The sequence below is a fragment of the Kineothrix sp. MSJ-39 genome (assembly GCF_018917935.1).
In the GTDB taxonomy this organism is placed as follows: domain Bacteria; phylum Bacillota; class Clostridia; order Lachnospirales; family Lachnospiraceae; genus CAG-194.
On record NZ_JAHLPN010000010.1, the window covers coordinates 1 to 25,256 of the forward strand.

21 protein-coding genes are annotated in these 25,256 nt (G+C 45.7%); 2 read left to right on the plus strand and 19 right to left on the minus strand.

Features of this window, described 5'->3' with window-relative positions:
- Positions 1–102: 102 nt before the first annotated feature.
- From KQI22_RS07830 to KQI22_RS07840, 3 genes are read right to left on the minus strand one after another with little or no spacing between them, the layout of a single operon-like run.
- Complete coding sequence (locus KQI22_RS07830; RefSeq protein ID WP_216551532.1) at positions 103–1,179, minus strand: N-acetylmuramoyl-L-alanine amidase family protein; 1,077 nt, start codon at positions 1,177–1,179, stop codon at positions 103–105.
- Entirely contained in the window at positions 1,176–3,314 is a 2,139-nt protein-coding gene (locus tag KQI22_RS07835) for a hypothetical protein (protein ID WP_216551533.1), read from the minus strand. Before KQI22_RS07835 ends, KQI22_RS07830 begins: the two co-directional genes overlap by 4 nt.
- Positions 3,301–4,554: a glycosyltransferase gene (locus KQI22_RS07840; protein ID WP_216551534.1), complete on the minus strand. Its 1,254-nt coding sequence runs from the start codon at positions 4,552–4,554 to the stop codon at positions 3,301–3,303. The genes KQI22_RS07835 and KQI22_RS07840 overlap by 14 nt, the downstream gene beginning before the upstream one ends.
- An 80-nt stretch (positions 4,555–4,634) precedes the next feature.
- Between KQI22_RS07840 and KQI22_RS07845 the strand changes: the two genes are divergently transcribed.
- Positions 4,635–5,417 (plus strand): hypothetical protein, encoded by a 783-nt coding sequence (locus KQI22_RS07845; protein WP_216551535.1) that lies wholly within the window; start codon positions 4,635–4,637, stop codon positions 5,415–5,417.
- Between the two features lie 50 nt (positions 5,418–5,467).
- Here KQI22_RS07845 and KQI22_RS13980 read toward each other — a convergent pair whose 3' ends face one another.
- The gene (locus KQI22_RS13980) at positions 5,468–8,668 is read right to left on the minus strand and encodes a leucine-rich repeat protein (RefSeq protein ID WP_216551536.1); all 3,201 of its coding nucleotides are present in this window, start codon (positions 8,666–8,668) and stop codon (positions 5,468–5,470) included.
- 135 nt (positions 8,669–8,803) lie between these two features.
- Between KQI22_RS13980 and KQI22_RS07855 the strand changes: the two genes are divergently transcribed.
- Positions 8,804–8,995, plus strand: a complete 192-nt coding sequence (locus KQI22_RS07855) for a YlcI/YnfO family protein (RefSeq protein ID WP_216551537.1) — start codon at positions 8,804–8,806, stop codon at positions 8,993–8,995.
- A 71-nt stretch (positions 8,996–9,066) separates the two neighbouring features.
- On the opposite strand, the gene KQI22_RS07860 is transcribed toward KQI22_RS07855, so the two are convergent.
- The 15 genes from KQI22_RS07860 to KQI22_RS07930 all read right to left on the minus strand — a co-directional run bounded on the left by KQI22_RS07860 (position 9,067) and on the right by KQI22_RS07930 (position 25,254).
- Complete coding sequence (locus tag KQI22_RS07860; RefSeq protein ID WP_216551538.1) at positions 9,067–10,230, minus strand: DUF3048 domain-containing protein; 1,164 nt, start codon at positions 10,228–10,230, stop codon at positions 9,067–9,069.
- A gap of 174 nt (positions 10,231–10,404) precedes the next feature.
- Positions 10,405–11,901, minus strand: coding sequence for an ArnT family glycosyltransferase (locus KQI22_RS07865; protein ID WP_216551539.1), 1,497 nt, complete (start codon positions 11,899–11,901; stop codon positions 10,405–10,407).
- Between the two features lie 23 nt (positions 11,902–11,924).
- Positions 11,925–12,956 (minus strand): glycosyltransferase family 2 protein, encoded by a 1,032-nt coding sequence (locus KQI22_RS07870; RefSeq protein ID WP_216551540.1) that lies wholly within the window; start codon positions 12,954–12,956, stop codon positions 11,925–11,927.
- Between the two features lie 21 nt (positions 12,957–12,977).
- On the minus strand, positions 12,978–13,988 hold the full coding sequence (locus KQI22_RS07875; protein ID WP_216551541.1) for a glycosyltransferase family 2 protein: 1,011 nt from the start codon (positions 13,986–13,988) through the stop codon (positions 12,978–12,980).
- Between the two features lie 4 nt (positions 13,989–13,992).
- Positions 13,993–15,012 carry a glycosyltransferase family 2 protein gene (locus KQI22_RS07880; protein WP_216551542.1) on the minus strand — a complete coding sequence of 340 codons (1,020 nt, stop codon included), beginning with the start codon at positions 15,010–15,012 and terminating at the stop codon, positions 13,993–13,995.
- A gap of 39 nt (positions 15,013–15,051) precedes the next feature.
- On the minus strand, positions 15,052–17,100 hold the full coding sequence (locus KQI22_RS07885; protein WP_216551543.1) for a DUF2142 domain-containing protein: 2,049 nt from the start codon (positions 17,098–17,100) through the stop codon (positions 15,052–15,054).
- Positions 17,097–17,792 carry a hypothetical protein gene (locus KQI22_RS07890; RefSeq protein WP_216551544.1) on the minus strand — a complete coding sequence of 232 codons (696 nt, stop codon included), beginning with the start codon at positions 17,790–17,792 and terminating at the stop codon, positions 17,097–17,099. Before KQI22_RS07890 ends, KQI22_RS07885 begins: the two co-directional genes overlap by 4 nt.
- A gap of 19 nt (positions 17,793–17,811) precedes the next feature.
- Entirely contained in the window at positions 17,812–19,488 is a 1,677-nt protein-coding gene (gene leuA, locus KQI22_RS07895) for a 2-isopropylmalate synthase (protein ID WP_216551545.1), read from the minus strand.
- A 53-nt stretch (positions 19,489–19,541) separates the two neighbouring features.
- Positions 19,542–19,805 carry an HPr family phosphocarrier protein gene (locus KQI22_RS07900; protein WP_216551546.1) on the minus strand — a complete coding sequence of 88 codons (264 nt, stop codon included), beginning with the start codon at positions 19,803–19,805 and terminating at the stop codon, positions 19,542–19,544.
- 124 nt (positions 19,806–19,929) lie between these two features.
- A complete protein-coding gene (gene glmM, locus KQI22_RS07905) occupies positions 19,930–21,276 on the minus strand; it encodes a phosphoglucosamine mutase (protein ID WP_216551547.1) in 1,347 nt (448 codons plus the stop codon).
- Positions 21,277–21,293: 17 nt separating this feature from the next.
- Entirely contained in the window at positions 21,294–22,580 is a 1,287-nt protein-coding gene (locus KQI22_RS07910; protein ID WP_216551548.1) for a CdaR family protein, read from the minus strand.
- Entirely contained in the window at positions 22,567–23,448 is an 882-nt protein-coding gene (gene cdaA, locus KQI22_RS07915; protein WP_216551549.1) for a diadenylate cyclase CdaA, read from the minus strand. The genes KQI22_RS07910 and cdaA overlap by 14 nt, the downstream gene beginning before the upstream one ends.
- A gap of 21 nt (positions 23,449–23,469) precedes the next feature.
- Positions 23,470–24,399, minus strand: a complete 930-nt coding sequence (locus KQI22_RS07920; RefSeq protein ID WP_216551550.1) for a hypothetical protein — start codon at positions 24,397–24,399, stop codon at positions 23,470–23,472.
- 25 nt (positions 24,400–24,424) lie between these two features.
- On the minus strand, positions 24,425–24,826 hold the full coding sequence (locus KQI22_RS07925) for a hypothetical protein (RefSeq protein ID WP_216551551.1): 402 nt from the start codon (positions 24,824–24,826) through the stop codon (positions 24,425–24,427).
- Between the two features lie 17 nt (positions 24,827–24,843).
- Positions 24,844–25,254: a flagellar protein gene (locus KQI22_RS07930; protein ID WP_216551552.1), complete on the minus strand. Its 411-nt coding sequence runs from the start codon at positions 25,252–25,254 to the stop codon at positions 24,844–24,846.
- Between the last annotated feature and the right edge of the window lie 2 nt (positions 25,255–25,256).

A 25,256-nucleotide genomic window follows, 5' to 3' on the forward strand; every position in this document is an offset into this window, starting at 1 on the left:
TCACCACTGGAAAAACGCCATGAACTGGAAACCTAACCATTTGTATCAGGTGATATATCTATAGGATCATACCGTTTTTTATTTTAAAAACTTGGTGTCACATCATTGACTAATGTACATTTCCGCTGCGAAATAATCATCGATCCCATCTGCGATTCCGATCGAGATTTTCTCCTGATAGACCGGATCCGCCATGTTCAGATCTTCTGTGGGATTTGTCATATAGCCCATTTCCACGATCGTGACCGGCACCTGACACCAGTTGATTCCACTCATCGTATCCGTTTCCCAGACATATTCCTTTTTTGCCCCTGTCGTTGCTACCATAGCATCCAGAATACAGTCGGAAAGCTTCCTGCTTTGCTGATACAGACTGCCGTTGTAAGGATTGGATGAAGTCTGGCAGATTGTCATGGCACCGTTTACATCACTGTTTTCGGAACCGTTGGCATGGATCCGGATAAACGCATCCGCTCCAGCTTCGTTAGCGATCTGGGCACGCTCGGCGTTGCTGATATTGACATCATTCGTCGTTCTGCACATTTTCACTTCATAGCCTCTTTTTTCCAGCTCTGTCTGCAGCTTGAGAGCCACCTGCAGATTCAGTTCATACTCGGCAAGACCGGAGGCAACACCGCTCGTACCGCCTGCCACCTTTGCCTTCATTTCGGAAGAGCCCGGTGCGATCGGTTCCTTTTCGGAATTGCCCTTCTGCTGATGCCCTGCATCAATCACAATCAGCTTTCCGCCCTGTGCATCCGGCTGATCTGTGTCTCCGTCCGCAGTATCATTCGTATCATTTTCATTGTCTGATGCATTCTGCTGTGCGTCGGATGCATTTGATGTATCCACTGTATTGTCTGCATCCGTATTGTCCGTATCGGTTTCCGCCGCATCCGATCCATTATCCTCATCAGTATCTGCATTCCGGCTGCTTCCGATTCCATCTGCTGTATCGTTTCCTGCGCCCGCAGCCGGCTGATCCCCTGTATGCATTCCGGAGCCATCTTCTGCCTGCCCATCCTGCGCCGCATCCGCTGTCTGTATATCTGCCGTATCTTCCGTAAATGCTGTTCCGCCCGTCACCTCTGCAGTACTCCCCGCATTCTGCCCGCAGCCTGCCAGTGCACCTGTCAAAAGCAGACAAAGCATGACTGCTGCCATTTTTTTCTTTTTCATTCCGTTCTCCTTCTTTCTCCTCTACCTGCCAGTACAAAAAGCACTGCCAGCGCAGCTATAAAAAGTGCTGTAAAAGCCCAATATCTCTTTGCCGTCGTATACGCCCTGGTTTCTGTCCTGCTGACCGATAACAGCAGGTCTTTTGTCAGCTCCTGCCCGCCCAGCGTCAATGTGCCACCTGCATAAGCATCATAATAACCCATGCTGTATGTCACAAACCGGATCTCATCCTTTCCGCTCATTTTGCGGATCGACAGGGTATACGTCTGTGTTCCGTCCGGTGTTACCGCCGGAAACGAGAGCATTGTTGCACCATTATAAGGCTGTCCTGCGCCTGTGATCTCTTCTTCTGCGATCACGCCTGTATCAGAGGCAAGCACTGCCTCATAAACCGCATCCGAGCTGCTGTCATCGTTCCGCCACTGAAAGATCACCTTGTCAAAAGGCTGTGCAGTTTCAAACGTCTGCAGAAGCTCTTCCTTTCCAATGGATAACTCCTCATTTGCCAGAAGCTGCATCACCACAGGATGCGTTTCTTCCTGTGCCTGCCCGGTAAAAGCATGATAGTTACCTGCTGCAAACACGAACAGGCCTGCCAGCAGGATCACACAGGTAATTTTCTGCAGTTTACGCGCTTTTTCCCTGTCAGAAACTGCAGACGCTTCCCATTGCTCCATACCATTTCCCGCCAGAAACTGCAGTACAAGCAAAAACGGGAGCGAATACTGGGAGCCTGTTTCCCATAACAGATAAAATAAAACCGCTCCTAAAAAAGTCAGCTGGAACACATAGCTGTCCCATTGCTTTTTACGGACTGTCCGTAACAGGTCATAAAAAATGCCAAGCAGCAGACACAGGTAATAGCCCTGGTGATACAGGATCACAAAATCCTTATGATCTCCGAATAAATACGGATACAGTCCGTCTGTCCGCAGACAGTTTTCCAGATAGACCGGATACCCATTAGAGCCTCTGCCCCATGTATTTTCTACCTTCGCATGTGCAAGCGCCAGCAGATCTCCCGCCGTCATTGCCTGCAGCTTTTCCATAAGCCGTTCCCTGTCCGCCGCCTTCTTTTCCGCTGCTGTCGGAAAGGACGCTGTATAGGTTTCATCCGCTTCATTATGACTGCCCGGCGAAGTCATGGACATCATAACCCAGTGTGTCAACGGAAACGCAGTATCCTTCGTATCCAGCCCTATATATTGGCGGTTTGCCGCACCGATCCCTGCAATAGCCAAAACAGCAACAAACACTGCCAGAAGATCTCGCTTCTGCAGCCGCCCAAAAAACAGCAGACAAGCGATCACAGCAATAAATGGAATCATCGTCGTTGCACGCAGCAGATAGCCGAAAGCAACCACCAGTCCCAGTATGACCAGCACCACATAAGGATGTTTTTCCTTTTTTCGCAGGAAATGTACATACAAGTATAAGATTCCCATGACAAAAGGCATCGACAATGTGATGGTGTAATAATAAGAAACACCAATATACAAAAACGGATTACAGAGCAGAAGAAACAGGATCCGCACAAAGCTGCCCGGCGTCTGCTTTTTATAAGCGCAGACTGTCAGCAGAAAAAGGGCTGCAGCCGTATCCAGAAAAATCAGGTTCACACAGCCCAGCAGAAGGGGCATCGCTGCCCGGCTGATCCCCGCAGCCGTTCCCAGCTTCCATAAAACAGCGGTCAGCACCGTATAAGCATTCTGATTCGGATAGACTGACAGATAATAAACCGCTTCCTTTGCTACCTGTCCATCCATGGCAAGTGCAGAAGCACCCCCGGTCACAAACGCATTATCAAACAAATAACTGCTGCGATAGTAGAAAAGCATATAGATCTGCAGTGCAAATGCCGGCAGTAAAAACACCGCGCTGGTAATTCTTGCCGCCTGCAGCGTTAGATCTTCCGTCAGACGCCTGCAAACGGAAAAGACAAGCAGCAGAAATACTGTCATGAGCAGGCACAAAAGCGCCAGTACCGGTTTTTTCTGTGTCTGAAACAGGAACGTGGCATCCGCATAATCTACCAGTCCATGCACAATCAGCTCCAACACGACCAGCCCCAGAAACACATTCCCGGCAAGCATCAGATATTCAATTGCCTTCCCCGGTCTATCACTTTCCCTCATGTCCATGCAGAATCCTTTCGTATAATGCCAGATATTCCGCATATCGATCACTGCGGTCATAGTTCTGCGCCCGTTGTCTGCAGGCTTTTGCAGAAAACGGATGCTCTTCACACACCTTTAAGATCGCTGCAAACAGCTTCTCATAGTTTCCTTTTTCTACCACAACACCACAATCTCCGGTAACAGACTCACCGCTTCCGCCCGTATCATACGTGATGACAGGCGTTCCGCAGGCAAGTGCCTCTAAATTGGTTGTTGGGAAGTTGTCCTCCATTGTGGCATTCACATACACATCCGCGCTGCGGTAGATAGCTGAAAGTAACTGCACATTTGCCGTCCTGTCGATCGGAAGCAGTTTGCCGGTCGGGAACTTTTTCTTCAGCTGCACCGTCTGTGCTTTATCAAGTCCTAAAATTTCCACCGTATAATTAGCCGGCAGTTCCTCTGCAAGACGGATAAAAGTATCCAGTCCCTTTCGTTCCTCCCAGCGGTTTGCCACACCAAGTATCGTTTTGTGCGGATAGCCTGCCATCTGCTGTCTTCTCTTTTTTTCCTGTTCTTCCGTCAGCGGGATAAAGTTGTCCAGATTGATCCCGTTTGGAATGACCTCTACCGGATATTCCTTCAAAAAAGACTGCTCGACAAGCCCTTTCAACCATGCGGACGGCGTTACGATCGTCAGATTTTTGACGCCCGTAAACACTTCCTTTTTCCGCTTATAATTCCATTTGGAGTTGTCCTTGAAGATCGCATATGGATAGGCGCTTTTATGAATACTGCAGTCATGGCAGCCTCCGTTTTCTTCCTTCCATTTCTCACAGCCGATATAATCAAAATAGGCACAATGCCCTGTAAAGCTCCAACAGTCATGCAATGTCCAGACAACCGGGATATCATGCTCTTTCAAGTAAGCAAAAAGTAACTCTATCTGCAGGTAAAAGCCGTGGATATTATGCAGATGCACAAGATCAGGCTGCACCTCGGAAAGCCAGTGCAGAAATTTTTCCGTCAGATGCTTTGAGCCGAATCCCGCCTTGCCCTGCGTAAAATTTTTCATCACATGGCATACGAAATCAACCTTATTGCCGATCACGTAGCCTTTGATTCCCGGCGGCAGCCCCCCTCGTCCCGCTGCAATATAGGCCTCTTCTCCGTTTTTTTGCAGCGTTTCATACAGATCCACGCAGATTCTGCCAATGCTGCCCACGCCGCAAATAGTATTTACCTGGACTATTTTCATAAAAAACTCCCTTTTTTTCTTCTTTTCTGTTACACTAAATATAATCATGTATAACATATATCTAACAAGGAGACATACTTATGATAATCATACAACCAATAGGTGGTTTGTGCAATAGAATGCGCGCCATAAATTCCGCCCGCGTGCTTGCGGAAAAACGGGACGAAACGCTGAAAGTCATCTGGAATGTAAACCCGGAACTGGGCTGTCCCTTCGAGGAACTTTTTCTGAAAACAGACGCCTTCAGCCTGCATAATATCCATTCCAAATGGGATCCGCAAAAAGTCTTTTATCAGCTCACGCGTACAACGGTCGGCAATGAAGAACTCCGGGCAAACCGTACAGAGCAGGGCTTACCGGATGCCTATGTGGCATCCCTGCCTAAAAATCTGTATATTGCCACAGAGGAACACTTTTTCCCCTGCCACGACTACAGTCCCTTTCAGCCGACTGCTGAGATCACAGACCGCATAAATGCCATAACCGCCGGCTTTCAAAGCCATAATGTCGGTATCCATATCCGCCGGACGGACAATAAACCTGCGATCGGCAAAAGCAGCACCCAGGCATTTATTGATGCCATGCAGAAGGAGCTTTCCATGGATCCTTCCACAATGTTTTACCTGGCAACGGATGATCTGTCCGAGGAAGCAAATCTGCGCCGGGTATTCCCGGGCAGAATCATTTCCAACGAAACAAGAGATCTTTCCCGCGATAGTATCAACGGCGTGAAAGACGCCCTGCTCGATCTTATGTGTCTTTCCAAAACGGACAAGATCATTGGCAGCTACTTTTCTTCCTTTACCGATATCGCCGCAGATATCAACGGTATTCCGAAGCTTGTGGCCGGGGAAGAGTCGTAAAAAAAATCGCCAGATCCAATACTTAGGATCTGACGATTTTCTTTTTTATGTTATTTCGTGATCTTTACCGTTTTCTTCTGTCCTTTTCCCTTCAAAAGACTCTTGTAAGCTTTTAACTTTTTCTTAGGCACCTTAATCACACAATTTTTGTGAATACCCGAAAAAGCCGCTTTACCAACCTTTTTCAATTTTGTTCCTTTGACGGTAATTTTCTTCAGACTCTTACAATTTTTAAACGCGTTTTTTCCAATTGATGTTACATTCTTTCCAATGGTAACACTCTTCAATTTACTGCAGCCTTCAAATGCACTGTCTCCAATCTTGGTCACAGAAGAAGGGATTGTGATACTTGTGACTTTCTTATAGTTTTTCAGTGCCTTTGCATTGATTTCCACAACCCGGTACTGTACCCGGTCGATTGTTACCGTTGTCGGAATTTTTACTGTTTTCGCCTTTTTATTACTTCCACCGGCAAAAGAAACAGTCGGCGCATTTTGATCATCCTTTACGACTTTATAAGTCATGCCGGAAGCATCTTTGATGATACTGTCTTTTCCTGCAGGCTTTATGCTTGGAGCCTGACTTGGTTGTGGATTCTGACTTGGCGCAGGCTGTGGGCTCTGACTTGGCTTTGGGCTTCCACTCGGCTTAGGGGTTTCACTTGGTTTAGGAGTTTCACTCGGTCGAGGATCCGGCATGGTAGAATTATACACAATCTTAAAGTCTATTGCATAATAGTCATCACCATCCTCGCCATCACATCCAAATGTAGATTCCAATTCTGAAACTGTAATGCTTCCCCACTCTTGCTCATTCCCCTCATAATAAACATGCATTCCTGTTGAACCTGTTGCCAGTGCATTTCTTTCTATTCCAAGTTCGGTCGTATTACCATCACTGTCTCTTAAGCTGCTGATTGTTTTAGGAATTTCAATTTCTTTCAAATCTATACATCCTTCGAATGCACACGTTCCAATCCGCAATACTCCCTGTGGAATCTTAACACGTGAAAGCCCTGTGCAACCGGAAAAAGCATCTGCACCAATCAGCTGTACATAGCCGGGAATAACAGTCTGCGATGTACCTCTTATCAGTTTACCAGTCTGTCTCTCAATCAGTGCATCTGCATCCACATAATAGTTCTTATTTGCACTAGCCACAGAAATCTCTTTCAGATTTCCGCAACGCGCAAATACCCTGCTTCCGATCTGCTCTACAGAAGCAGAAACACATACTTTCTGAAGCCCGCTTCGCGCAAAAGCTCTGTCTTTGATTTCTTTTACGCTATCCGGAATCGTTATCTCTGTCAGAGATGACAAATCAGCAAATGCCTCTTCTCCGATAATTTCCACACGCTTTGCTATTACAGTGCTTCCGCAGCCTTGTAATAAAGTCTTTGCAGATATATCAATAATTGCATTTCCCTCTCCGCTATAAGTTTTATTCTTCTCTGACACTGTAATTTTCTTCAGATTATTACAGCCGGAAAGTATACTCATTCCGATTTGCGAAACACTGTCCGGTATTGAAAATTCCTCCAGTGCCGCACAATTTTGAAATGCCCTGTCACCTATTACAGTAACTGCATCACTCACCTCAAATGTTTTTATGCTGCTACAGCCTTTGAAAGTTTCCTCCTCTATTTTGGGAACCTTTGCAGACCATGTCACGCCTGATAATTTATTACAATTTGCAAATGCACCGGTTCCTACCTTTACGGCACTTGAAAGATTGACTTTTGTCAGGCTGTCGCAGCCTTCAAATGTATACTCCCCAATTTCTTCTATTGCCGATAAATCATCAAGCTGCAGTTTTTCACAATCTAAAAATGCCTCATCTTCAAGCTTCTTTACCTTAGCTACATTGATTTTTTTCAGATTATTACATCCGCTAAATGTACTGGCAGAAATCGTTGTCAATGCTGCCGGCCATACTACTTCCTCCAACACATCGCAACCGGCAAAAGCACCTGCCCCTATTGCTGTCACACCGGACAGGTCGATTGTTTTTTTCACTGCCCCACAATTTCTATAAGCACTTACTCCTATTTCTGTGACCTTGGATACTACATCCGTTTGTAATACTTCACATCCCGAAAAAGCAGCCGCCCCGACCTTTTTGGCTGATAATCCTTTTATCTCTTTCAAACTTCCACATGCTGAAAAAGTTCCGTCCGGGACCACATCCACATTCGGAACCCATGTTACACTACTCAATTTTTCACAATCCGAAAAGATATTTTTGCCAAGTTCCTTTACCTGGGACAGATCCACACTTTCCAGCGCCGCCCCCGCAAAAGCATAGTCTCCGATTTTCGTTGCACCCAGTTTGACAGATGATAATGCATTATCGGTCGCAGTATCCTCATATTCGTCTTCATACATGCTAAATGCATGATTTCCTATTTCTGTTACAGCAGACAGATCTATGCTCTTCAAATTACAGCAGCCATAAAATGCATACTCTCCTATTTTGGTAACCGTATCCGGCAGATCTATTGTACTCATTGGATTCCATGCAAAAGCATATGCCCCTATCGCCTGTACTCCTTCCGGGACCTTGGAAACTGTTTTACATGCTGCAACAAGCGTATTTGTATTTTTCTCAATGAGTACTGTATTATTTACATCCGTTCTATACTTTCCTGATGATGTACCTCCTACTTCAAAAACTTCCGTCCCATAAAATGCTCCACCGCCAATTTCTTCCACACTATCCGGAATCGTCACTTTTGTAATTGGGCAGCCGAAAAATGCATACTTTCCAATTTTCTTCAAATTTTTAGACAATGTTACATTTTTCAGATTTGTACACTGTATAAAAGCATTATCCTCAATTTCTGTAACCGTATCCGGAATTACAACTGCCTTAAGCCGTGGATCGGGACTTCCTTCTTCCGATGAGCTCATACACCCTATCGCTGTAACCTTTTTCCCTTTGATTTCACTTGGAATAACTAAAATATCATCATTTCCAAAATAATATGAAATCTTTACTGTTCCGTCTGTATTTTCTGTATAAGTAAAGTCATTTTCACTTGACTCTTCCACGTCCAGTTCCGCATATGCAGCGTTATCTTCCGGCTTCCCATCTGTATCCGCTGCTTTCTCCGTTTCTTCCTGCTCCGTTTCCGTTACTTCTACAGCTTCATTTTCCGACACTGTTTCTGCCGAAACCGGAACAGAAGTCAGCACGAGAGCCCCTGTCATCAGAAGCGTAAACCCCTTTTGTAACAACACCTTTTTCTTCATTTTGTACCTCCCTTATAAAATCATATTTACATACTATCATGTCGTCATTTTATTTGCAATGCATTTTGCAATGCAATATGCAATGCATATTTGAATAAACTTTTGAAATATACTTTGTAATATGGAGGTGGCGCAATGGCATTTCAACTCAAACCGGATAAAAAAGAAACGGAAAACAAGACAATTCGTTTCCCATTATCTCTTGTAGAAAGAATAGAAAATGAGATAGAAGGGCAGTCTGTTTCCTTTTCAAGTTTTGTCATACAGGCATGTGAATATGCCCTGCAGGAACTGCCACACGATACTACGAATACTCCAAACTCCTGATCCCCCAAGCAAAAAAGAGTCCCGAGAATAGAAATTCTCGGGACTTGGTTTTATCTGATTGTTATTCTTTTTTACTGTGCACTGGAAGCATAATCCGTACCATTGATATTTACACTTCTGTCATTCTGCACAACGGCAATGTAAGTCTTACCCGGATTAAATTCAACCTGTGTCAGATCATCATAATAATATCTGGTCGGCGAATAATCGTCTTTCTTACCCCAGCGGATATGTACAGCCTTTCCGTTTGTGATGTAATAGCCGTCCTGTGTATCATCATGACATTTGAAGGAAAGATAGCCCTTTGCATCCCTGACTTCATAGTAAGCAAACTGGATGATCACATTTTCAAATGTCAGCTGTTCACCGGTTGCACCGTCTGTCTGCGGACTTTCATACAGATTCTTCTTGTAAAGACCTGTTGCAGCATCATATTCCAGAGAAGATTTTGTATAAGGGAATGCGCCCTTTAAACTGATCTCTGTTGCATCAAAATTGTCTTCATCACTTTCCAGTGTGTTGAGTTCTTTCTTCGCAAACAGGAAATGGTCTTCATGATAGTTTTCATTGACATGTGTCAGTGAATAGCCCAGACTGTTGCACTGTTCAACCAGATTTGCACCGCTTGTATAAGCATTGTGCGGAACCGGCTTATCATTGGTACGATAGAATGCATTGCAGCCGGGCGCTGATGAAGTTGAATTTACTGCACAGCCTGTGATGTTATTGACATCCGGTCTGCTGATGATATCTGCCAGATAGTATGGTCCGCCAAAATGCACCAGAATCGGATCCCATTCCAACGCCCAGTATACATAGTAGTCACGACAGCTTCTGACATTACCCAGCTTCTCAATTCCCTGCCAGTCCTCGATGATCGCCATCTGGCGGGACATATCGCCTTCTTCCATACACTCATATAAAACACCTGCCTGTCCGATGCCATACTGTGGTTGGGCAGCCTTATCTGTCGGAAGCATGATTGCCAGCGGTCTCTGCTGTGCAATGCTTTCATCTTCAATCTCGCCGGTAAGCGGACTTCTTGCCATACCGTCCGGAATCTGATCATCCTCTACAATTTCCTCTTCTGCTGCCGGAGTTTCTTCAATCTCCTCAAGCGGCTGTTCCTCTACCGTTTCATCCGGTACAGGTGTCTCTTCTTCCTTTGCGCCGCAACCGGTTAAAATAAACGCCGATGTCAGTGCCAAAAGGAGTAATACGCGCAATTTCTTCATAGTTTTTACCTTTGTCCTTTATATACTTGACAGCCCCAACTGTCCTCTCTATTTTATCAGAAAAATAACTGCTTGTCATTGCTCCCGGACAGATTTTGTAATATTTTTGTAATATTTCAGTAATTCTTAAGAAACATTAACCGGGCATGTTCTGCCGGCCAGCTGCCGGCATGACTAATACACTACCGGTACTGCCACATAATGTTCCGACTGCCCCAGCGGTGCGTCAGCCGTTATGACAGATGCCATTTTCTGATAAGTTTCCCGGTCGAGGAATAAAATGCCAGGCTTTCCCTCCGGCGTATCGCGTGTCAGCAGATAGGTAATGCCTCCGTTTACACAGGTATAATCCCCATACGCCTCTGCCACGAAAACATCCTGCTGGCTCCAGCTTTCCTCGGTTTCTTCTCCCGAGCCGTAATCTACAAATGCCGTGCATCCCACAAGATCCTGTGCCGCATCGCTCTTTGCCACACTCTTGACCAGTTCCTGAAATTCATTTGTGCTCTGCTTATCGATTGTCTGTAAGACACTGTTTCCATAAAAAACAAGGATAAAGACGCCTGCTGCCGCAGTCAGCAGCCGCAACCCGATTCCCAGCTTTTTCTCCTTCAATAGCCTGCCCAGACAAATACCGGCAAGTGCCAGAAGCGGAACAAGCGAAGGATATACATACCAGAGCAGCTTATTGGATACTGCCGAAAATACCAGAAGCGGAACAAGGATCCAGAGTGCCCAGCCAAGCAGCTCCTGCTTTCTTTCTTTTGCCATCTGTCTGATGTCCGGCGCGAATACAAAAACAGAGATCAGGCAGATCACCAGCACACAGAGATATGGCGTGACCTTTCCGGAAGCAGCCCCGAAATAGTAAGACAGATAATAAGAAAACGGCGCAATATTATTCTGCAGTGTGCCATCCGTTCTGCCCAGTACATCGACTTCCCACATCTTCTGAAAAAAGGTCAGTCCGTCGATCCGGTATCTGGCAAGTGCCCAGAGCAGGATCGGAAGCAGTGCAGAAACCAGAAACAACAGCCAGTTTTTTATCTTCCATTTTTTCAGTTCTCCGGTCAGAAGCAGGAAGAGTCCGCCGATCACGGCGATCAATCCGGCGTGATAGCTCTTTGTCAGGAAAGCAAGGGCAAACAAAAAGGCACAGGCATAGCTGTATCTGCCATTTTCCCGGATCTTCATCATACAGAGAATCGCCAGCGTGAACAGCAGCACATACAGGCTGTCCGCATCACCGGAACGGATCATATGCGCCTGGAAAGCAGTCGTATTGACGGCAAGAAAAGCCACTGCCAGAAGCGATTCCAGCTTTCCGTAACGCTTTGCAAACAGACCGACACAGATCGCCAGCAACACATAGGAAAATGCTGCATAAAACCGGAGCGCAAATACCGTATTGCCGAAGATCGCCATCCCCAGCATAATGCCGTACATACTGAGCGGCGGTTTTAAATTGTAATAATCAGCCTGCCGCATATAGGTGGACTGGATCAGACTTCCGCCGTTTGCCATCTCATAAGCATTGACGCCGTGTCTTGCTTCGTCCCACGGATCTACATATTTCACATCCAGCTTGTAAAAAGATAAAAATGCGATCAGACCGATCAGCAGGATAAACAGGATTGGATACCAGATCGTTTTTTTATGGATAGTTTTCATGCATATCCCCTTTCGCTTTTCCGTCAGTTTCGAAAATACAGTTTCACGACTGCATAGATCGCATAATACAGCCTGTGCTTCATAAAGAAAAGAAACAGCTTTTCCGCCATCGTCAGCTTGTCCATTGTATGCGTACAGATTGCCTTTCTGACCTCAGGCGTTGTCAGCAGTGCTTTCAGTTCCGTGCGCAGGCAGCTGTAGGGCAGTTCCTTCTGCTTATAGACGATCCCTTTTGTATACAGGATCAGCAGACACAGATAATCGTTCCAGATCTGCTGTTTAAAATCATAAATCCCTTTGGCATCCGAAATACGGCAGAGATTTTCCCGCATGATATGGATCTTTTCCGGATAGCTTCTGTCATGCTTCATTGTCATGGAAGCCCCGTTCATATAATACTGATACGGGAAATAATCCCGGATGATCTCAATATGCTGTGTATCCAGAAACATACACAAAGAAAACTGAAAATCCTCTCCGATGCTGACCGCATCCGAGCAAAGCTGTAGATTTTTCTTGACCAGCTCTGTCCGCACCAGCTTAGTCACGCGGTTCGGCTGTAAATGGCGTCCCATAAAACTGCCGTCATTGATCAGTGTCGGATAAATCTCATTGGCAAGCGTTTCTCTTTCCAGACTATCCGTCTGAAACTCCATCTGCTCCGTCCATTTGCGCGTCGGATCATCCTCATATAAATGCGTCAATCCGCAGCATACGATATCCGCCCCTGTTTCACAGGCTCTTGTATACATCCGCTCATACATATCGGGCAGGATGTAATCATCCGCATCCACATAGCCGATATATTCTCCCACTGCCTCCTCGGAGCCTCTTTTCCATGCACTTGTCAGTCCGCCGTTTGACTTATGTACCACGCGGATCATCGGATTTTCCTGCGCATAGGCATCACATAATGCCGGGGAGTTGTCACTGCTCCCATCATCCACCAGGATGATCTCCAGATCCGAAAGCGTCTGTGCTTTCAGACTCTTGATACAGGTTGCAAGATATTTCTGCATATTATAAACCGGTACTACAATACTTACCTTTGGCATTTTTTCTCCTTCTTTACAGTATCAGAAATTCTTTTTTCTCAGCAAATAGTAAAGAGCAGGAAAAAGCAGGAAGAGTCTGTACCCCATCTGATTTGTACCACTTAAAAAGCCCTGCTCCTCCGCCGTTCCGTGCCTGTTTACATACAGTGCTTCTTTGACATAACCGCGGAGCATTTTACCTGTTTCCGGAAACTTTTTGCGCAGCGGATAAAAATAACGGATCGCACCGTCCGCTCTTGCACGCAGTGCCGCTTTCTTCCCGTCTGTCTCCCCGATCCGGTCAAAAAATATGATCCGGTCTGTCAGCGCATCCATGAAATCCATTCGTTTTTTGCTGAAATTCTCCCGCGTAATACTGCCCGGTGCTTCAAAATAGGCGTAAAGCGGAAGTCTGATATACACTCCTTTATGGATACGGTCGAAAATGCGGTAAATTGTGGCTTCATCCTCATGGATCTTGCCTTTCGGGAAACGAACCTCCTGAAACAGGCTGCGTTTGTACAGTTTGTTCCATGCCACGATAAAATAGGTGGCGTCCGGGCACAGTGCATCATACTGGTTCAGCAGCATCTGTTTTCTGTCATATACCGTAATATCTGCTTTTCCCTGTTCATAAGCAGCACGTACCGCAGCAAAATCCGGTCCCTTTTCCGGCTCTAATTCCTTTGTTGTTTCATAACTGCAGACCGCCACATCCGCATCTGTCCGGATAAGCTCCCGGTATAAAATTTCAATAAAATACGGGGCGTAATAATCATCGCTGTCCAGAAATGCGATATAATCGCCCCCGGCGACTGCAATCCCTGCATTTCTGGCATCCGATAATCCCCCGTTTTCCTTATGGATCACGCGGACTCTTGCTTCCCGCGCCGCATAGGCATCACAGATCGCAGGACAGCCGTCCTTGGAACCGTCATCCACCAATATGATATCCAGATTGGTGTACGTCTGATGCAATACAGAGTCCACCGCTCTTTTTAAGTATTTTTCCACTCCATAAATCGGTATCACGACCGAAATCAATGGTTTCATTCCCTTACACACCTTTTCCTCGTCTGACTATTTCCACAACCATTGCCCTGAGCCGGATCATAAGCAGGGTCATGCTGATCTGCTGTCTGCGCAGAAAGAAAAATATGATCCGGTAATCCAGAAGCGTAAGCTCCGGCTTACGAATTCCTTCCTTCTGCAGAAAATTCCTTGTCTGCTTCGCATATTCTGCCACAGCCGCCCTTTTTTCAGCATGTGTCATGTCCTTTGCAAAGCCCAGTCCTTCCACTTCATCCAGAAAAGTCGTGCAGACTTTATCCGCCAGAAACGGAAACTGCCCCACATCAGGATAACAGTTCTGAAAGAATGCCTTTGTTTTCTCATACAGCAAAAGCGCAGTTTTTACCTTGTCATTTCTTTTTTTCGTAGACAGGGTTGTTCCCCTGTCGTCCTGAATATATTCACAGACAGGCTGCTGCAGGACAGAAATCCTTGCCGTCTGCCTGATATACGCCTCGTTAAATAAAAGATCCTCGCCCAGATTCAGATCTACCGGGAACTGTTCCCTGATCAGTTCTTTTTTGTATAATTTATTCCATGGCATATTCAGAAAGCCGCCCATGTAAAGCTGCTTCAGATCCTCATAAGAAGCCTGAAGTTCCATGCAGGCATTTGTATGCGGCAGTTTTTCGATCTTTTGTCCGAAATACAGGTGGTCAAACCCGGCGATCACCAGATCGCTTCCGTCCTGCTCGATCCGCCGCACCATTTCATCCAGTCCGTGATACAGCACATAGTCATCACTGTCGACAAAACGGATATACTCCCCTGCTGCTTCCGTAAGTCCACGGTTTCTGGCACGGGAAACACCACGATTCGGCTGGTTGATCACACGGATCCTGGCATCCTCTTTTGCAAGCTGATCCGCTAAAATACCGGAACCGTCCGGCGGTCCGTCCACGATCAGCAGAATCTCTATATCCGCATACGCCTGTTTGCACAGACTCTCCACACAACGGCGCAGCGTTTTTTCACTTTTATAAACCGGTACGATAATACTGACCATGGTCTCCTCCCTTATCGTTTTCCTGTACTTCCGATAGCATTATATATTGATCACCGTGATGACCAGCGTATAGATCATAAACAGGTTCACTGCCATCATAACGCCATACAGGATCCGTCGGCGTGCCAGTTCTCCCAGTCTGCTTTCCAGCCTGTTATTGAAGAAGCAGGATACAAACGGCAGAAACAACGGGATAAAATATCTTCCCTGTACGCCCCTGATCTCGTTTGCACCAACCGTCGTATAACTGACATACATAGAGCTCCAGACGATTGCAGATGTACCAACCAGCATGATCAGCGTCAGCACAATAAATAAAACCGGCATTTTTCGATGTTTCACATCTTTGGCAGACCAGAGTGCCAGCCAGAGTGCCAGCACGATCACAATCCATGTAAAGATTGTAGAACCGGTTCCCAAATAACCATATTGAAAGAAATCCGCATTACCGCTCAGGTATTGACCAAGAAGCTGTGCCATGGATTTTAACAAAAGCAGGGCATACGTAAACGGATTTTGCAGAATATACTGCAGCTGTCCTGTTACACTTGTTCCGATATTTCTCTTATCGCCCGCGAAATCAAAGTTACCGACCAGATAATAGTCACTGCCTGCCGCAGGCGTCGGACGGAAGATGTTATACAGCATCAATCCCGCCATGATCAGAAGTGCCAGCTTATACACAATTTCCTGCGGTCTGTTATAAAACTTCTTACGTCCCAGGAACAGCAGCATAAGTACCATAACAATATAGATTGGCTTAGACTGACAGCCGATCGCAAAGGAAAGCAGGATCAGCAGCGTATTCTGCCATGTCAGCTTCTCCTCGGGCGTGATCAGTTCATTTGTCACAAGCACCATGCCAAGCAGCAGGAAGCTGTTGACAACCGCATCATAGGTCAGCGCAGACGCCAGGAAAACGCTGTTCGGAAGCAGGGCAACAAGTGCCACAAGTGCCTGATAGCGTTTTGCCAGACGGATCGCAAAAAATACGACCAGAATGTAAAACAGCAGATTCCCGAACTTAGCCAGTGCTACCGTATCTGCAAACCGCAGATGCAGCATACGCCCCAGCTTAAAGCCGATCGCCATCGGATAATACACTCTTGTTTCAGAGCGGACAAACCTGCTCTGGTGTCCGATATCCGCCCAGCTGTAATCGTTGTTTTTATCTTCGTAGGCTTCGACAAGCTGTCTTTCTTCCGGGTTGTGGAAGAACGGCAGGAGATTTCCCGCCATCTGGATGGCAGATTCCGTCGATTCTATTGTCGTACCAAAAGACAGCTTATACGCCGCTTTGGCATGTACATATTCATCATAGCTGACCTGATTTGTTCCGATCCCGCAGATCAGAAGGCTGCCCAGTGCAAAACACAGGATCGCAAAGATCCATTCCGGCTTATCCCGCAGAAGTGTTTTTGCCTGATACAAAAGTGCCCCTGTTCCAAACAGGACAAACAGGAAAAACAGCCGCATGCTGTTTGGCCGGAACCGGTTGGACAATGTTACCTGTATCTTACTGTTGTCGATCGTTTCATTGGTCAGAAGTGTGATCTTGATCCTGTCACACCGTTCGGAAATATTGGCAACTCCTGCACCAAGTTTAGGATCAATACTACAATAAACCCGATCTGTCTTTTTCTCATTCAGGTAAAGTTCCACACTATATCCTGCATTTTCTGTCACAGGCACACGCAGATCCAGTTTATGAATATAATACGGCTGTGCAAGCCTTGCATCAATTATGGTCTTTTTTATTTTCCGATACAGTGTTCCGTTCTTTTCCACCAGGCTGTCATCTGTCTTTTCCTCGTATGCCTCGCCATTATATTCAGCAAGCAGCTTCTGGTTACTCTGCTCTACCTCTATGCTTCGGATCTCCTCATCCGACAGCTTGGCAAGTGCATTTTTTGTCCGGATCTCCACCTGCGGATCAGAGCCGTCACAGATGATATCCTGTGGTTTTTCCTTATAGTAAAGCGCCGGGAACTGGAATACAACACATTCGACAAGTAGTGCCGCTGTCGCAACCAGGATCAGATTGATCAGTATTCTCAGAAGGATCAACGGCTTCTTTTTCTGCTTCATACCTGTTCCTCCTTCTTCCTTCTTGGGTAACAAACCGCCATAGAGGCAGCTAAAAAGACAAATGTCAACAATCTGCAGTCATACAGGAACGGATATGTGTCATGCGTATAAATATAACTGCATTTTAAGGAGACATTCTCTGTCTGCGATACGGACTGCTGCAGTTCTCCCTCCGTCAATGCAGGCGTTGTCACCGTATCCTTAACCTCCGTATGGTTTGCCATGAGGGCAGGCAGAACAGAATCCGTCTCCGCTTCATTTTCCAACTGGAAAGTAATCTTCAGCTTACCGACACAGTCTTTCTGGTTTTCAAAAGGCAGGTAGACATATTGCAGATCATCCCCTGTTCCTATCGCATAACGGTTTTCACTGACGCAGTTACCCTCTGCATACACACGATACACAAGTATTGTGCCTAAAAGAGCCTGCCCCTGCTTATTGATGCCAACCTGAATGCCACGCATCGCCAAGGTTCCTGTATTCATTTCATAGGTGATCGGATCAGCGGCAGAAAGTGGAAGCATCAGTTCCTCGTCTCCTTCTTTCTCAGCCATATTGATCACATAGGTATCGAGTACCGTATTGGGAAACAAATAACTGCCAATAAACCCTGTTAAAAATAACAGGGTTATGATTGGCAGTATATAATATGGTTTTCCCAGTTTGCTTATCTTATTCAGAAATTTTTTCATACAAACGGCTCCACACGAATCATTTTCCGATTCCAAGTCTGTTCAGTGCAGAGAAGATTGCACGTACAGATGCTCTTGTAATATTGCTGCTGACGCCAACGCCGTATGTGACGCTGCCATCATCAGAATCCAGCAGATGAATATAAGCTGCAGCCTGTGAATTAGAACCACTCTGCAATGCATGTTCTTCATAATCCAGAACTTTGATACGAACGCCCGTCTCTTCCTGCAGACCACGCTGTACCGCATCGATTGGTCCGTTACCAACAGCCTCAAACTGCTTCTCGACACCATGATCTGTATAAGTAACTGTGACTTTTGTATCGAACTGAGACTTTGTCTCGCCAGAAAGATCGTCCACCTTGAGCTTTCTGAAATGCAGTGGTTCCTTCTGATCCAGATACTGTTCGCGGAACTGCTCCATGATCTGATCCGGTGATACCTCTCCCTGTTTCTCGGAGATCTTCTGGATCACATTTGCAAACTCCTTGTGCATGCCCTTTGGCAGCTTGAAGCCAAAGTACGTATCCATAACGAAGGCAACGCCGCCCTTTCCGGATTGGGAATTGATTCTGACGATCGGCTCGTACTCTCTTCCGATGTCCGCCGGATCGATCGGCAGATAAGGAACCTGCCAGATCTCGCTCTTTCTTTCCTTCATGGCTGCAACGCCCTTGTTGATCGCATCCTGATGAGAACCGGAGAATGCAGTAAACACAAGCTTACCTGCATATGGATGGCGCGGATGGATCGGGATCTTACAGCATCTTTCGTAAATTTCAATAATTTCATTGATATGTTCAATATTCAGCTGCGGATCAATACCCTGCGAGAACATATTATAGGCAATATTTAATACATCCACATTACCGGTACGTTCTCCGTTTCCGAATAAAGTACCTTCTACACGGTCAGCACCTGCGAGCAGGGAAAGCTCTGCACTGGCAACACCTGTACCGCGGTCATTGTGCGGATGTACGGAAAGGATAATGCTGTCACGGTCTTCAAAATGCTTGTTCATCCACTCGATCTGATCCGCATATACGTTTGGTGTGTTCATTTCTACGGTAGAAGGCAGGTTGATGATGATCGGATTTTCTTTGGTGGCGCCCCATGTCTTCTGTACTTCCGTGCAGATACGAAGCGCAAACGGAAGCTCTGTTCCGGTAAAGCTTTCCGGTGAATACTCTAAGATAATCTTACCCGGGAAGTTCTTTGCACATTCCTTTACCATTTTAGTACCTTCCACTGCAATGTTGACAATCTCATCCTCATTCATATGGAATACAACATCTCTCTGCAGTGTAGAAGTGGAATTGTAAATATGAACAATCGCCTGACTACAGCCCTCGATGGATTCAAAGGTACGTTCGATCAGTTCTTTTCTGCACTGTGTCAGAACCTGTACACGGACATCATCCGGAATCATTTTGCGTTCAATCAACTGGCGCAGAAAATCATATTCGATCTGGCTTGCTGCCGGGAATCCGACTTCAATCTCCTTAAAGCCAAGCTTCACAAGGTAGTTAAACATTTCTACTTTTTCTTCTACGATCATAGGATCGATCAGTGCCTGATTACCGTCTCTGAGGTCAACGCTGCACCAGATCGGTGCCTTTGTGATCTCTTTGTTCGGCCATTCTCTTTCCGGGTAATCAATTACAGGATTTTTTTTGTAACGCTTATAATTTAACATCTTATGCCTCCTAAAAAAATCAGCCCATCTACTGTTAGACGGGCTGCTATCATTTACTCTCCTAATCCATTTTCGATGGCTTCCACAAGAGCCTTCAGGGCTTCTTCTTCATCTTCACCATCACAAACAAACTCGACCTCATCGCCGCATTTAACACATGCGCCAAGCACGCTCAGTACGCTCTTGGCATTTGCCGTATTATCACGAAATGTGAATGTAATCAAAGACTTAAACTGCATTGCCTCCTTGCATAGGACACCAGCCGGTCTTAGGTGTAGGCCTGTTGGATTTTTTATAATAACTTTTTGGCTAACCATGTAAACACCCTCCAATAACTGTTCCGTTCCTTTAAAAGAACTCTATACCCTTTTTTCAGTGTATCATATTTGTGCAATTTTCACAAGAACAATCCTTGTACAACGACTTTTCTTTGCAAGTTCATTACATTACTTTTTCAATCAGTGCAGCAAGTTTCTCCGCTTCTTCCTGGATCTGTTTCTGATCCTTACCTTCGATCATGACACGGACAAGCGGTTCTGTTCCGCTCGGTCTGATCAGCACACGGCCTTCTCCTGCAAACTTCTTTGTCAGTGTATCGATTGCATCCGCGATCTGCTGATTTTCCATATAGCTGTTTTTCTTATCATTCGGTACTTTTGCATTCACAAGTGCCTGCGGCAGGACTTCCATGATCGATGCCAGCTCGGAAAGCGGCTTCTTTGTATCTACAATCACCTGCAGAAGATGCAGGGCACTTAACAGACCGTCACCTGTTGTATTTTCATCCAGAAAGATAATGTGGCCTGACTGTTCGCCGCCCAGATTTGCACCGATCTGGCGCATCCGCTCAAGCACATATCTGTCGCCGACCTTTGTCTGCTCCATGTGGATGCCCTGTTTTTCTCCCATCAGGAAGAAGCCCAGATTACTCATCACGGTCGCTACGATCGTATCTTTCTTTAATTTCTTCTGTTCTTTTAAATAATTGCCGACAATTCCCATGATCTGGTCGCCGTCTACTTTATTTCCTTTCTCATCCACTGCCAGCAGACGATCTGCATCTCCGTCAAATGCCAGTCCGACATTTGCTTTCTCTGCTTTTACGCACTCCATGAGTTCCTCCATATGCGTGGAACCACAATTTGCATTGATATTGGTACCGTCCGGATTGTTATGGATCGCTACCACATCCGCACCGAGTGCCTTTAATGCCTCTATCGAAGTATAGTGGGAAGCACCTTCTGCGCAGTCTGCCACAATCTTCAGTCCGTGCAGATCTACCGGGATTTCCTTGGTTGCATGCTTCACATAGTCTTCTCTGGCATCCGTCCGGTAGGTAATACTCCCGATCGCTGTTCCGGTCGGGAACGAAAGATCTTTCATGTCATTTTTGATGATCGCTTCGATCTCATCTTCCATGGCATCCGGCAGTTTATAACCGTTGGCATCAAAAAACTTAATGCCGTTAAATTCTACAGGATTGTGGGAAGCTGAAATTACAACACCCGCATCCATATGATATTTTCTGGTCAGATAAGCCACTGCCGGTGTCGGTACAACACCGACATAAACCGCATTGGCTCCGACGGAGCATATACCTGCCATCAGTGCATTTGCAAGCATGTCACCCGAAATACGGGTATCACAGCCCACCATGATCGTCGGCTTATGAGATGTTTCTTTTGTCAGCACAGAGGCCCCTGCCTGCCCAAGCTGCATAGCCAGAAGCGGGGTCAGCTCTTTATTGGCAACACCACGCACTCCATCTGTTCCAAATAATCTGCTCATTTTCTATTCGATCCTTTCTATTCTTCCTCTATATCTGTCAGACGTACACTGATCGTAATATCCCGATCCACCGATACGCCGTCCGGTAATGCAAATGTCAGTGTTACACGGTATGTACCTGCTGAAAGATCAGCAAGTTCCGCTTCCTCCATATATTTTTCCCAGTCTACCGTTGCCTTCAGTGTCAGCGAACGCACTGCAGCACTGTTCATAACAGAGGCTATGCCTGTCAGATCCACGTCGATCGTATCTGACGCGCCGAGTATCTCTGCCTCCAGTGTATCCGGCAGATTCTGCATTGTGATATTTTTCTTATCCAGTGTATATGTGTTTGTAATAATCCGCTCGATCGGAACCGTTACATTTACCGTTTCCACATCCTCTGAAATCAGTGAAATACCTTCCGGCAGATACCGTGCAAGCGTCACCGGAACTTTCGTCGTCTGTGACATACCATCTACATTGACAGCCGCAGCAGCAACTTCAAGTACCGACATGGAAGAAAGTACACTTGCTCTTCCCGCTACCATCACAGAAGTTACATCAGCAGTCAGATCCCCGGAAACGCAATATCCTTCAGCAGGCTCGCCGCTGTAATTGAATTTCAGCGGCAGTTCCTTTGTCGCAAGGATCTGCACCGATACCGCTACCGTCGAAATATTCTTTGTCAGATTCGTATCTTTGATCAGATCTCCGTTCTCATCATACAGACGCAGATCCACCGAAGTATTGATACTGCTGCTCAGTCCTGCCACGGACACCTCTGCCGTTACCTTCTTGATTGAGGAAACAACTGACTGCGCACCGGAAATACGAATGATATTTTCGGCCGTTGTCACATCTCCCGTCACATAACCATCTTCCGGTTCCCCGGTCACAACAGGCGTGATCACAAACTGTTTTGCAAGCTTATCTTCCACGCTCACCGTCACATTTTCTGTCTTGGATTTCATGCTGTCTATCTGATCATTATACTTATTTGATTCAATCCGGACCGGAACAAGTCCTGTATTTTGATTATACTGGGACAAATCTACAATTGCCTTGAAATTATCCTTGCCGAGAGAATCCAGAATAGAACGCTTGGCGCTGACAGAGATCGACACCGTATCGTCACTTGTAATGTCATATACCTTTCCCTGACTGGTAATGGAATCTGCATTCACAACAGTCAGCGGAATATCGCTGTAAGAAGTATCACTGACCGGATCCGATACATTGATCACGATCAGCCATAAAAGGATGGAAATGAATACAGCGAGTATTTTCAGGCTCAGGTTTTCAAATATTTTAGCTTTCTTCACGCTTACCCCTTCCCTTCCATGTTATTTTCTTTTTCTTTTTATCCTCCGTGTCTTTATTCTGGATCATTTCCATTTTGTCACGCAGTGTATCCGCATCCACATTTCTGGTCAGCTTTCCGCCATACGCAACCGAAACACGACCGGTCTCTTCCGAAACAATGATCGTCAGGGAATCGGTGCATTCGGAAATACCGACACCCGCTCTGTGTCTTGTACCGAGTTCCTTGGATAATTCCATATTATCGGAAAGCGGGAGATAACAGGTTGCCCATGTTACACGATTGCCTCTTATGATCACAGCACCATCATGCAGCGGTGTATTGTGTTCAAAAATATTGATGAGCAGCTGGCTCGTCACGATACCATCCACTTCAATACCGGTTCTTTCATACTCGGCAAGCGGCGTATTCTGTTCGATCACGATCAGGGCACCTGTCCGCACCTTACCCATTTCATAGCAGGCTTTGATGATCTCATTTCTTGTCTTGTCGGAAAATCGGCCTTCCGGTGCTTTAGCCGTCTCAAACGGCAGAAGGCTGCTGAATATGTTCTTTTGTCCCAGCTGCTCGAGTGCCCGCCTCAGCTCCGGCTGCAGGATCACGACGATTGCTATCGCCGCAACAGAAAAAATCTTTCCGGCAATCCAGATGATCGTTGTCATATTGAAGATCGCTGCTATCATCAAAAAGCCTAAAATCACAAGTACTCCACGTAAAAGAGCCCAGGTTCTTGTATTACGAATCCAGGCCAGAATCTGGTATACCAGAAAAGAAATAATAATGATCTCTACAATATCTGTCCATACAAGTGTCTTGGGAATATGGACCGTTGCAAGATATTTGTCTATGAAAGTATTGATTTGTTGCATGAAAACACCTAGTCCCCGTTTTTATAATACACTGGTGATCTTCTTTACCGTATGCTTCGCCTTGGATACCGTGTTTTTCGGAATGGCTTTTACATAATAATAGTATTCGTCATCCTCAAACTGCACATACTCCGTTCTTGTATAATCCACATTGAATGCAAAGAATTCCACAACCTTTGCAAGCAGCAGAGAAACAACCGTTCCAAGAATTGTTGCAACTACCGAAATATTGGTATCAAAAGTCAGATCTCCCAGAAGCAGCATGACCACTGATACGACCGCACCTGCAAACATGGCGATCGTCCATGCATGATCTACAGATAATCTACGAATCACATATACAATTATTGTGGTAATACAGAAAGAAATTAAAACAATCAGCATCGCCTTATTATTCAGAAGACCATCCATGACATAACGGAATTTGCTCACTGCATTATCCGCATCCAGGGAACTGATTACCGTTGCATTAACCTTCACATAATCTATCATATAATAGGAGATTACACCGCATGCCACCGATACAACGGACGCCGGTGTACATAACAATCCTACGATAATCGGAACCGCATAAGGGATCTTTAATACAAAGCAAAGCGGAAGGAGCAGAACAATAAGTGCATCCTTTGGCGCAAAGCGATAATATAAAAGCAGCATCAGAAGAAAAACTGCCCCACCCACAACAGCACATTCCATGGAAACTGCATAAAAATGCAGAATCACAAATACCGCTGAAATCACGACAAGAAGATTCACCGGAAGGAAAGAACACATCAGTGCCAGTACCAAAACTATAAAGACATTGTCCAGTTTGGACATGAATCCCAGATTGCCGTTGATCATCAAAAGTGCCACAAGTGCCAGCAGGAATTTAAAAAACGGCTGCAGATATACTTCATTGCGGCTGTAAAAATTTCTTATATTTTCTCTGATTTCAAGTAATGATGACATAGCTTCATCCTTTCACGGTTACAGGCTAATGCCTGCCTTTTTCAATATCATAGATCGCAGCAAGCTGCTTCAGATGATAGTAATAATGCTTCAGGCTGCGCTTCGCCCTGCTGTAGCGGAAAGAATAGATCACATAGGTGATCACACTGTACGCCGCTATAAATACAATATAATAAAACAAAACTCTTCGTCCAAGCAGCAGCAGATCCATCTTATAAATATCCTGCATCATGGTCTCAAAATGATAATATACATAAAGACCTGCAAGCAAAAGGAAAGCCAGCGTTCCGCAGATAACGGAACGGATGACCTGCATACCCATATAATCACTACGGAAATAACTGCCGATCGACATGTATTTCTTGCCTTCGTTTTCTTCATATGCTGCCATTTTGGTCATAAGCTTAATTCGTTCCTGACTTAACATTGCAGCCTCCATTTCTGTTACTTCAGGAACCGCATTCTCGGATCCTGACGTTTATTATCATGCTTTGGTTCTTCCACCATCACGCCGGATAGTCCCATGGCGCTGTTAAGTTTGCGTGCCATCTGATCTTTGCACTGTGGGCAGAAACGACCGCTCCTGATCATCTTGCCACACATCTCGCAGGCTACCTGAATCGGTGAATCATCTGCGAACTGCAGCCTCTCCTGCCGGATCCACTGCTGGATCTGCGCCGTATCAACATCACAGTCCTCTGAAACTTCTTCCATGGTTGCGCGTCCGTGCTGCTGGATATATTTCTTTACTTCCTGAAACTTTGCCTCCAGCGCTTCTTTACACGCCGGACATATAACGGGTCCATATACATAATTAAACAATTTACCGCATTTACGGCAATTTTTTACGTTCATAA

Bases quoted from the DNA above. Each gene is read 5' to 3' on its own strand.
- KQI22_RS07830 (WP_216551532.1), bottom strand. From the start codon at position 1,179: ATGAAAAAGAAAAAAATGGCAGCAGTCATGCTTTGTCTGCTTTTGACA.
- KQI22_RS07835 (WP_216551533.1), bottom strand. From the start codon at position 3,314: ATGAGGGAAAGTGATAGACCGGGGAAGGCAATTGAATATCTGATGCTT.
- KQI22_RS07840 (WP_216551534.1), bottom strand. From the start codon at position 4,554: ATGAAAATAGTCCAGGTAAATACTATTTGCGGCGTGGGCAGCATTGGC.
- KQI22_RS07845 (WP_216551535.1), top strand. From the start codon at position 4,635: ATGATAATCATACAACCAATAGGTGGTTTGTGCAATAGAATGCGCGCC.
- KQI22_RS13980 (WP_216551536.1), bottom strand. From the start codon at position 8,668: ATGAAGAAAAAGGTGTTGTTACAAAAGGGGTTTACGCTTCTGATGACA.
- KQI22_RS07855 (WP_216551537.1), top strand. From the start codon at position 8,804: ATGGCATTTCAACTCAAACCGGATAAAAAAGAAACGGAAAACAAGACA.
- KQI22_RS07860 (WP_216551538.1), bottom strand. From the start codon at position 10,230: ATGAAGAAATTGCGCGTATTACTCCTTTTGGCACTGACATCGGCGTTT.
- KQI22_RS07865 (WP_216551539.1), bottom strand. From the start codon at position 11,901: ATGAAAACTATCCATAAAAAAACGATCTGGTATCCAATCCTGTTTATC.
- KQI22_RS07870 (WP_216551540.1), bottom strand. From the start codon at position 12,956: ATGCCAAAGGTAAGTATTGTAGTACCGGTTTATAATATGCAGAAATAT.
- KQI22_RS07875 (WP_216551541.1), bottom strand. From the start codon at position 13,988: ATGAAACCATTGATTTCGGTCGTGATACCGATTTATGGAGTGGAAAAA.
- KQI22_RS07880 (WP_216551542.1), bottom strand. From the start codon at position 15,012: ATGGTCAGTATTATCGTACCGGTTTATAAAAGTGAAAAAACGCTGCGC.
- KQI22_RS07885 (WP_216551543.1), bottom strand. From the start codon at position 17,100: ATGAAGCAGAAAAAGAAGCCGTTGATCCTTCTGAGAATACTGATCAAT.
- KQI22_RS07890 (WP_216551544.1), bottom strand. From the start codon at position 17,792: ATGAAAAAATTTCTGAATAAGATAAGCAAACTGGGAAAACCATATTAT.
- leuA (WP_216551545.1), bottom strand. From the start codon at position 19,488: ATGTTAAATTATAAGCGTTACAAAAAAAATCCTGTAATTGATTACCCG.
- KQI22_RS07900 (WP_216551546.1), bottom strand. From the start codon at position 19,805: ATGGTTAGCCAAAAAGTTATTATAAAAAATCCAACAGGCCTACACCTA.
- glmM (WP_216551547.1), bottom strand. From the start codon at position 21,276: ATGAGCAGATTATTTGGAACAGATGGAGTGCGTGGTGTTGCCAATAAA.
- cdaA (WP_216551549.1), bottom strand. From the start codon at position 23,448: ATGCAACAAATCAATACTTTCATAGACAAATATCTTGCAACGGTCCAT.
- KQI22_RS07920 (WP_216551550.1), bottom strand. From the start codon at position 24,399: ATGTCATCATTACTTGAAATCAGAGAAAATATAAGAAATTTTTACAGC.
- KQI22_RS07925 (WP_216551551.1), bottom strand. From the start codon at position 24,826: ATGTTAAGTCAGGAACGAATTAAGCTTATGACCAAAATGGCAGCATAT.
- KQI22_RS07930 (WP_216551552.1), bottom strand. From the start codon at position 25,254: ATGAACGTAAAAAATTGCCGTAAATGCGGTAAATTGTTTAATTATGTA.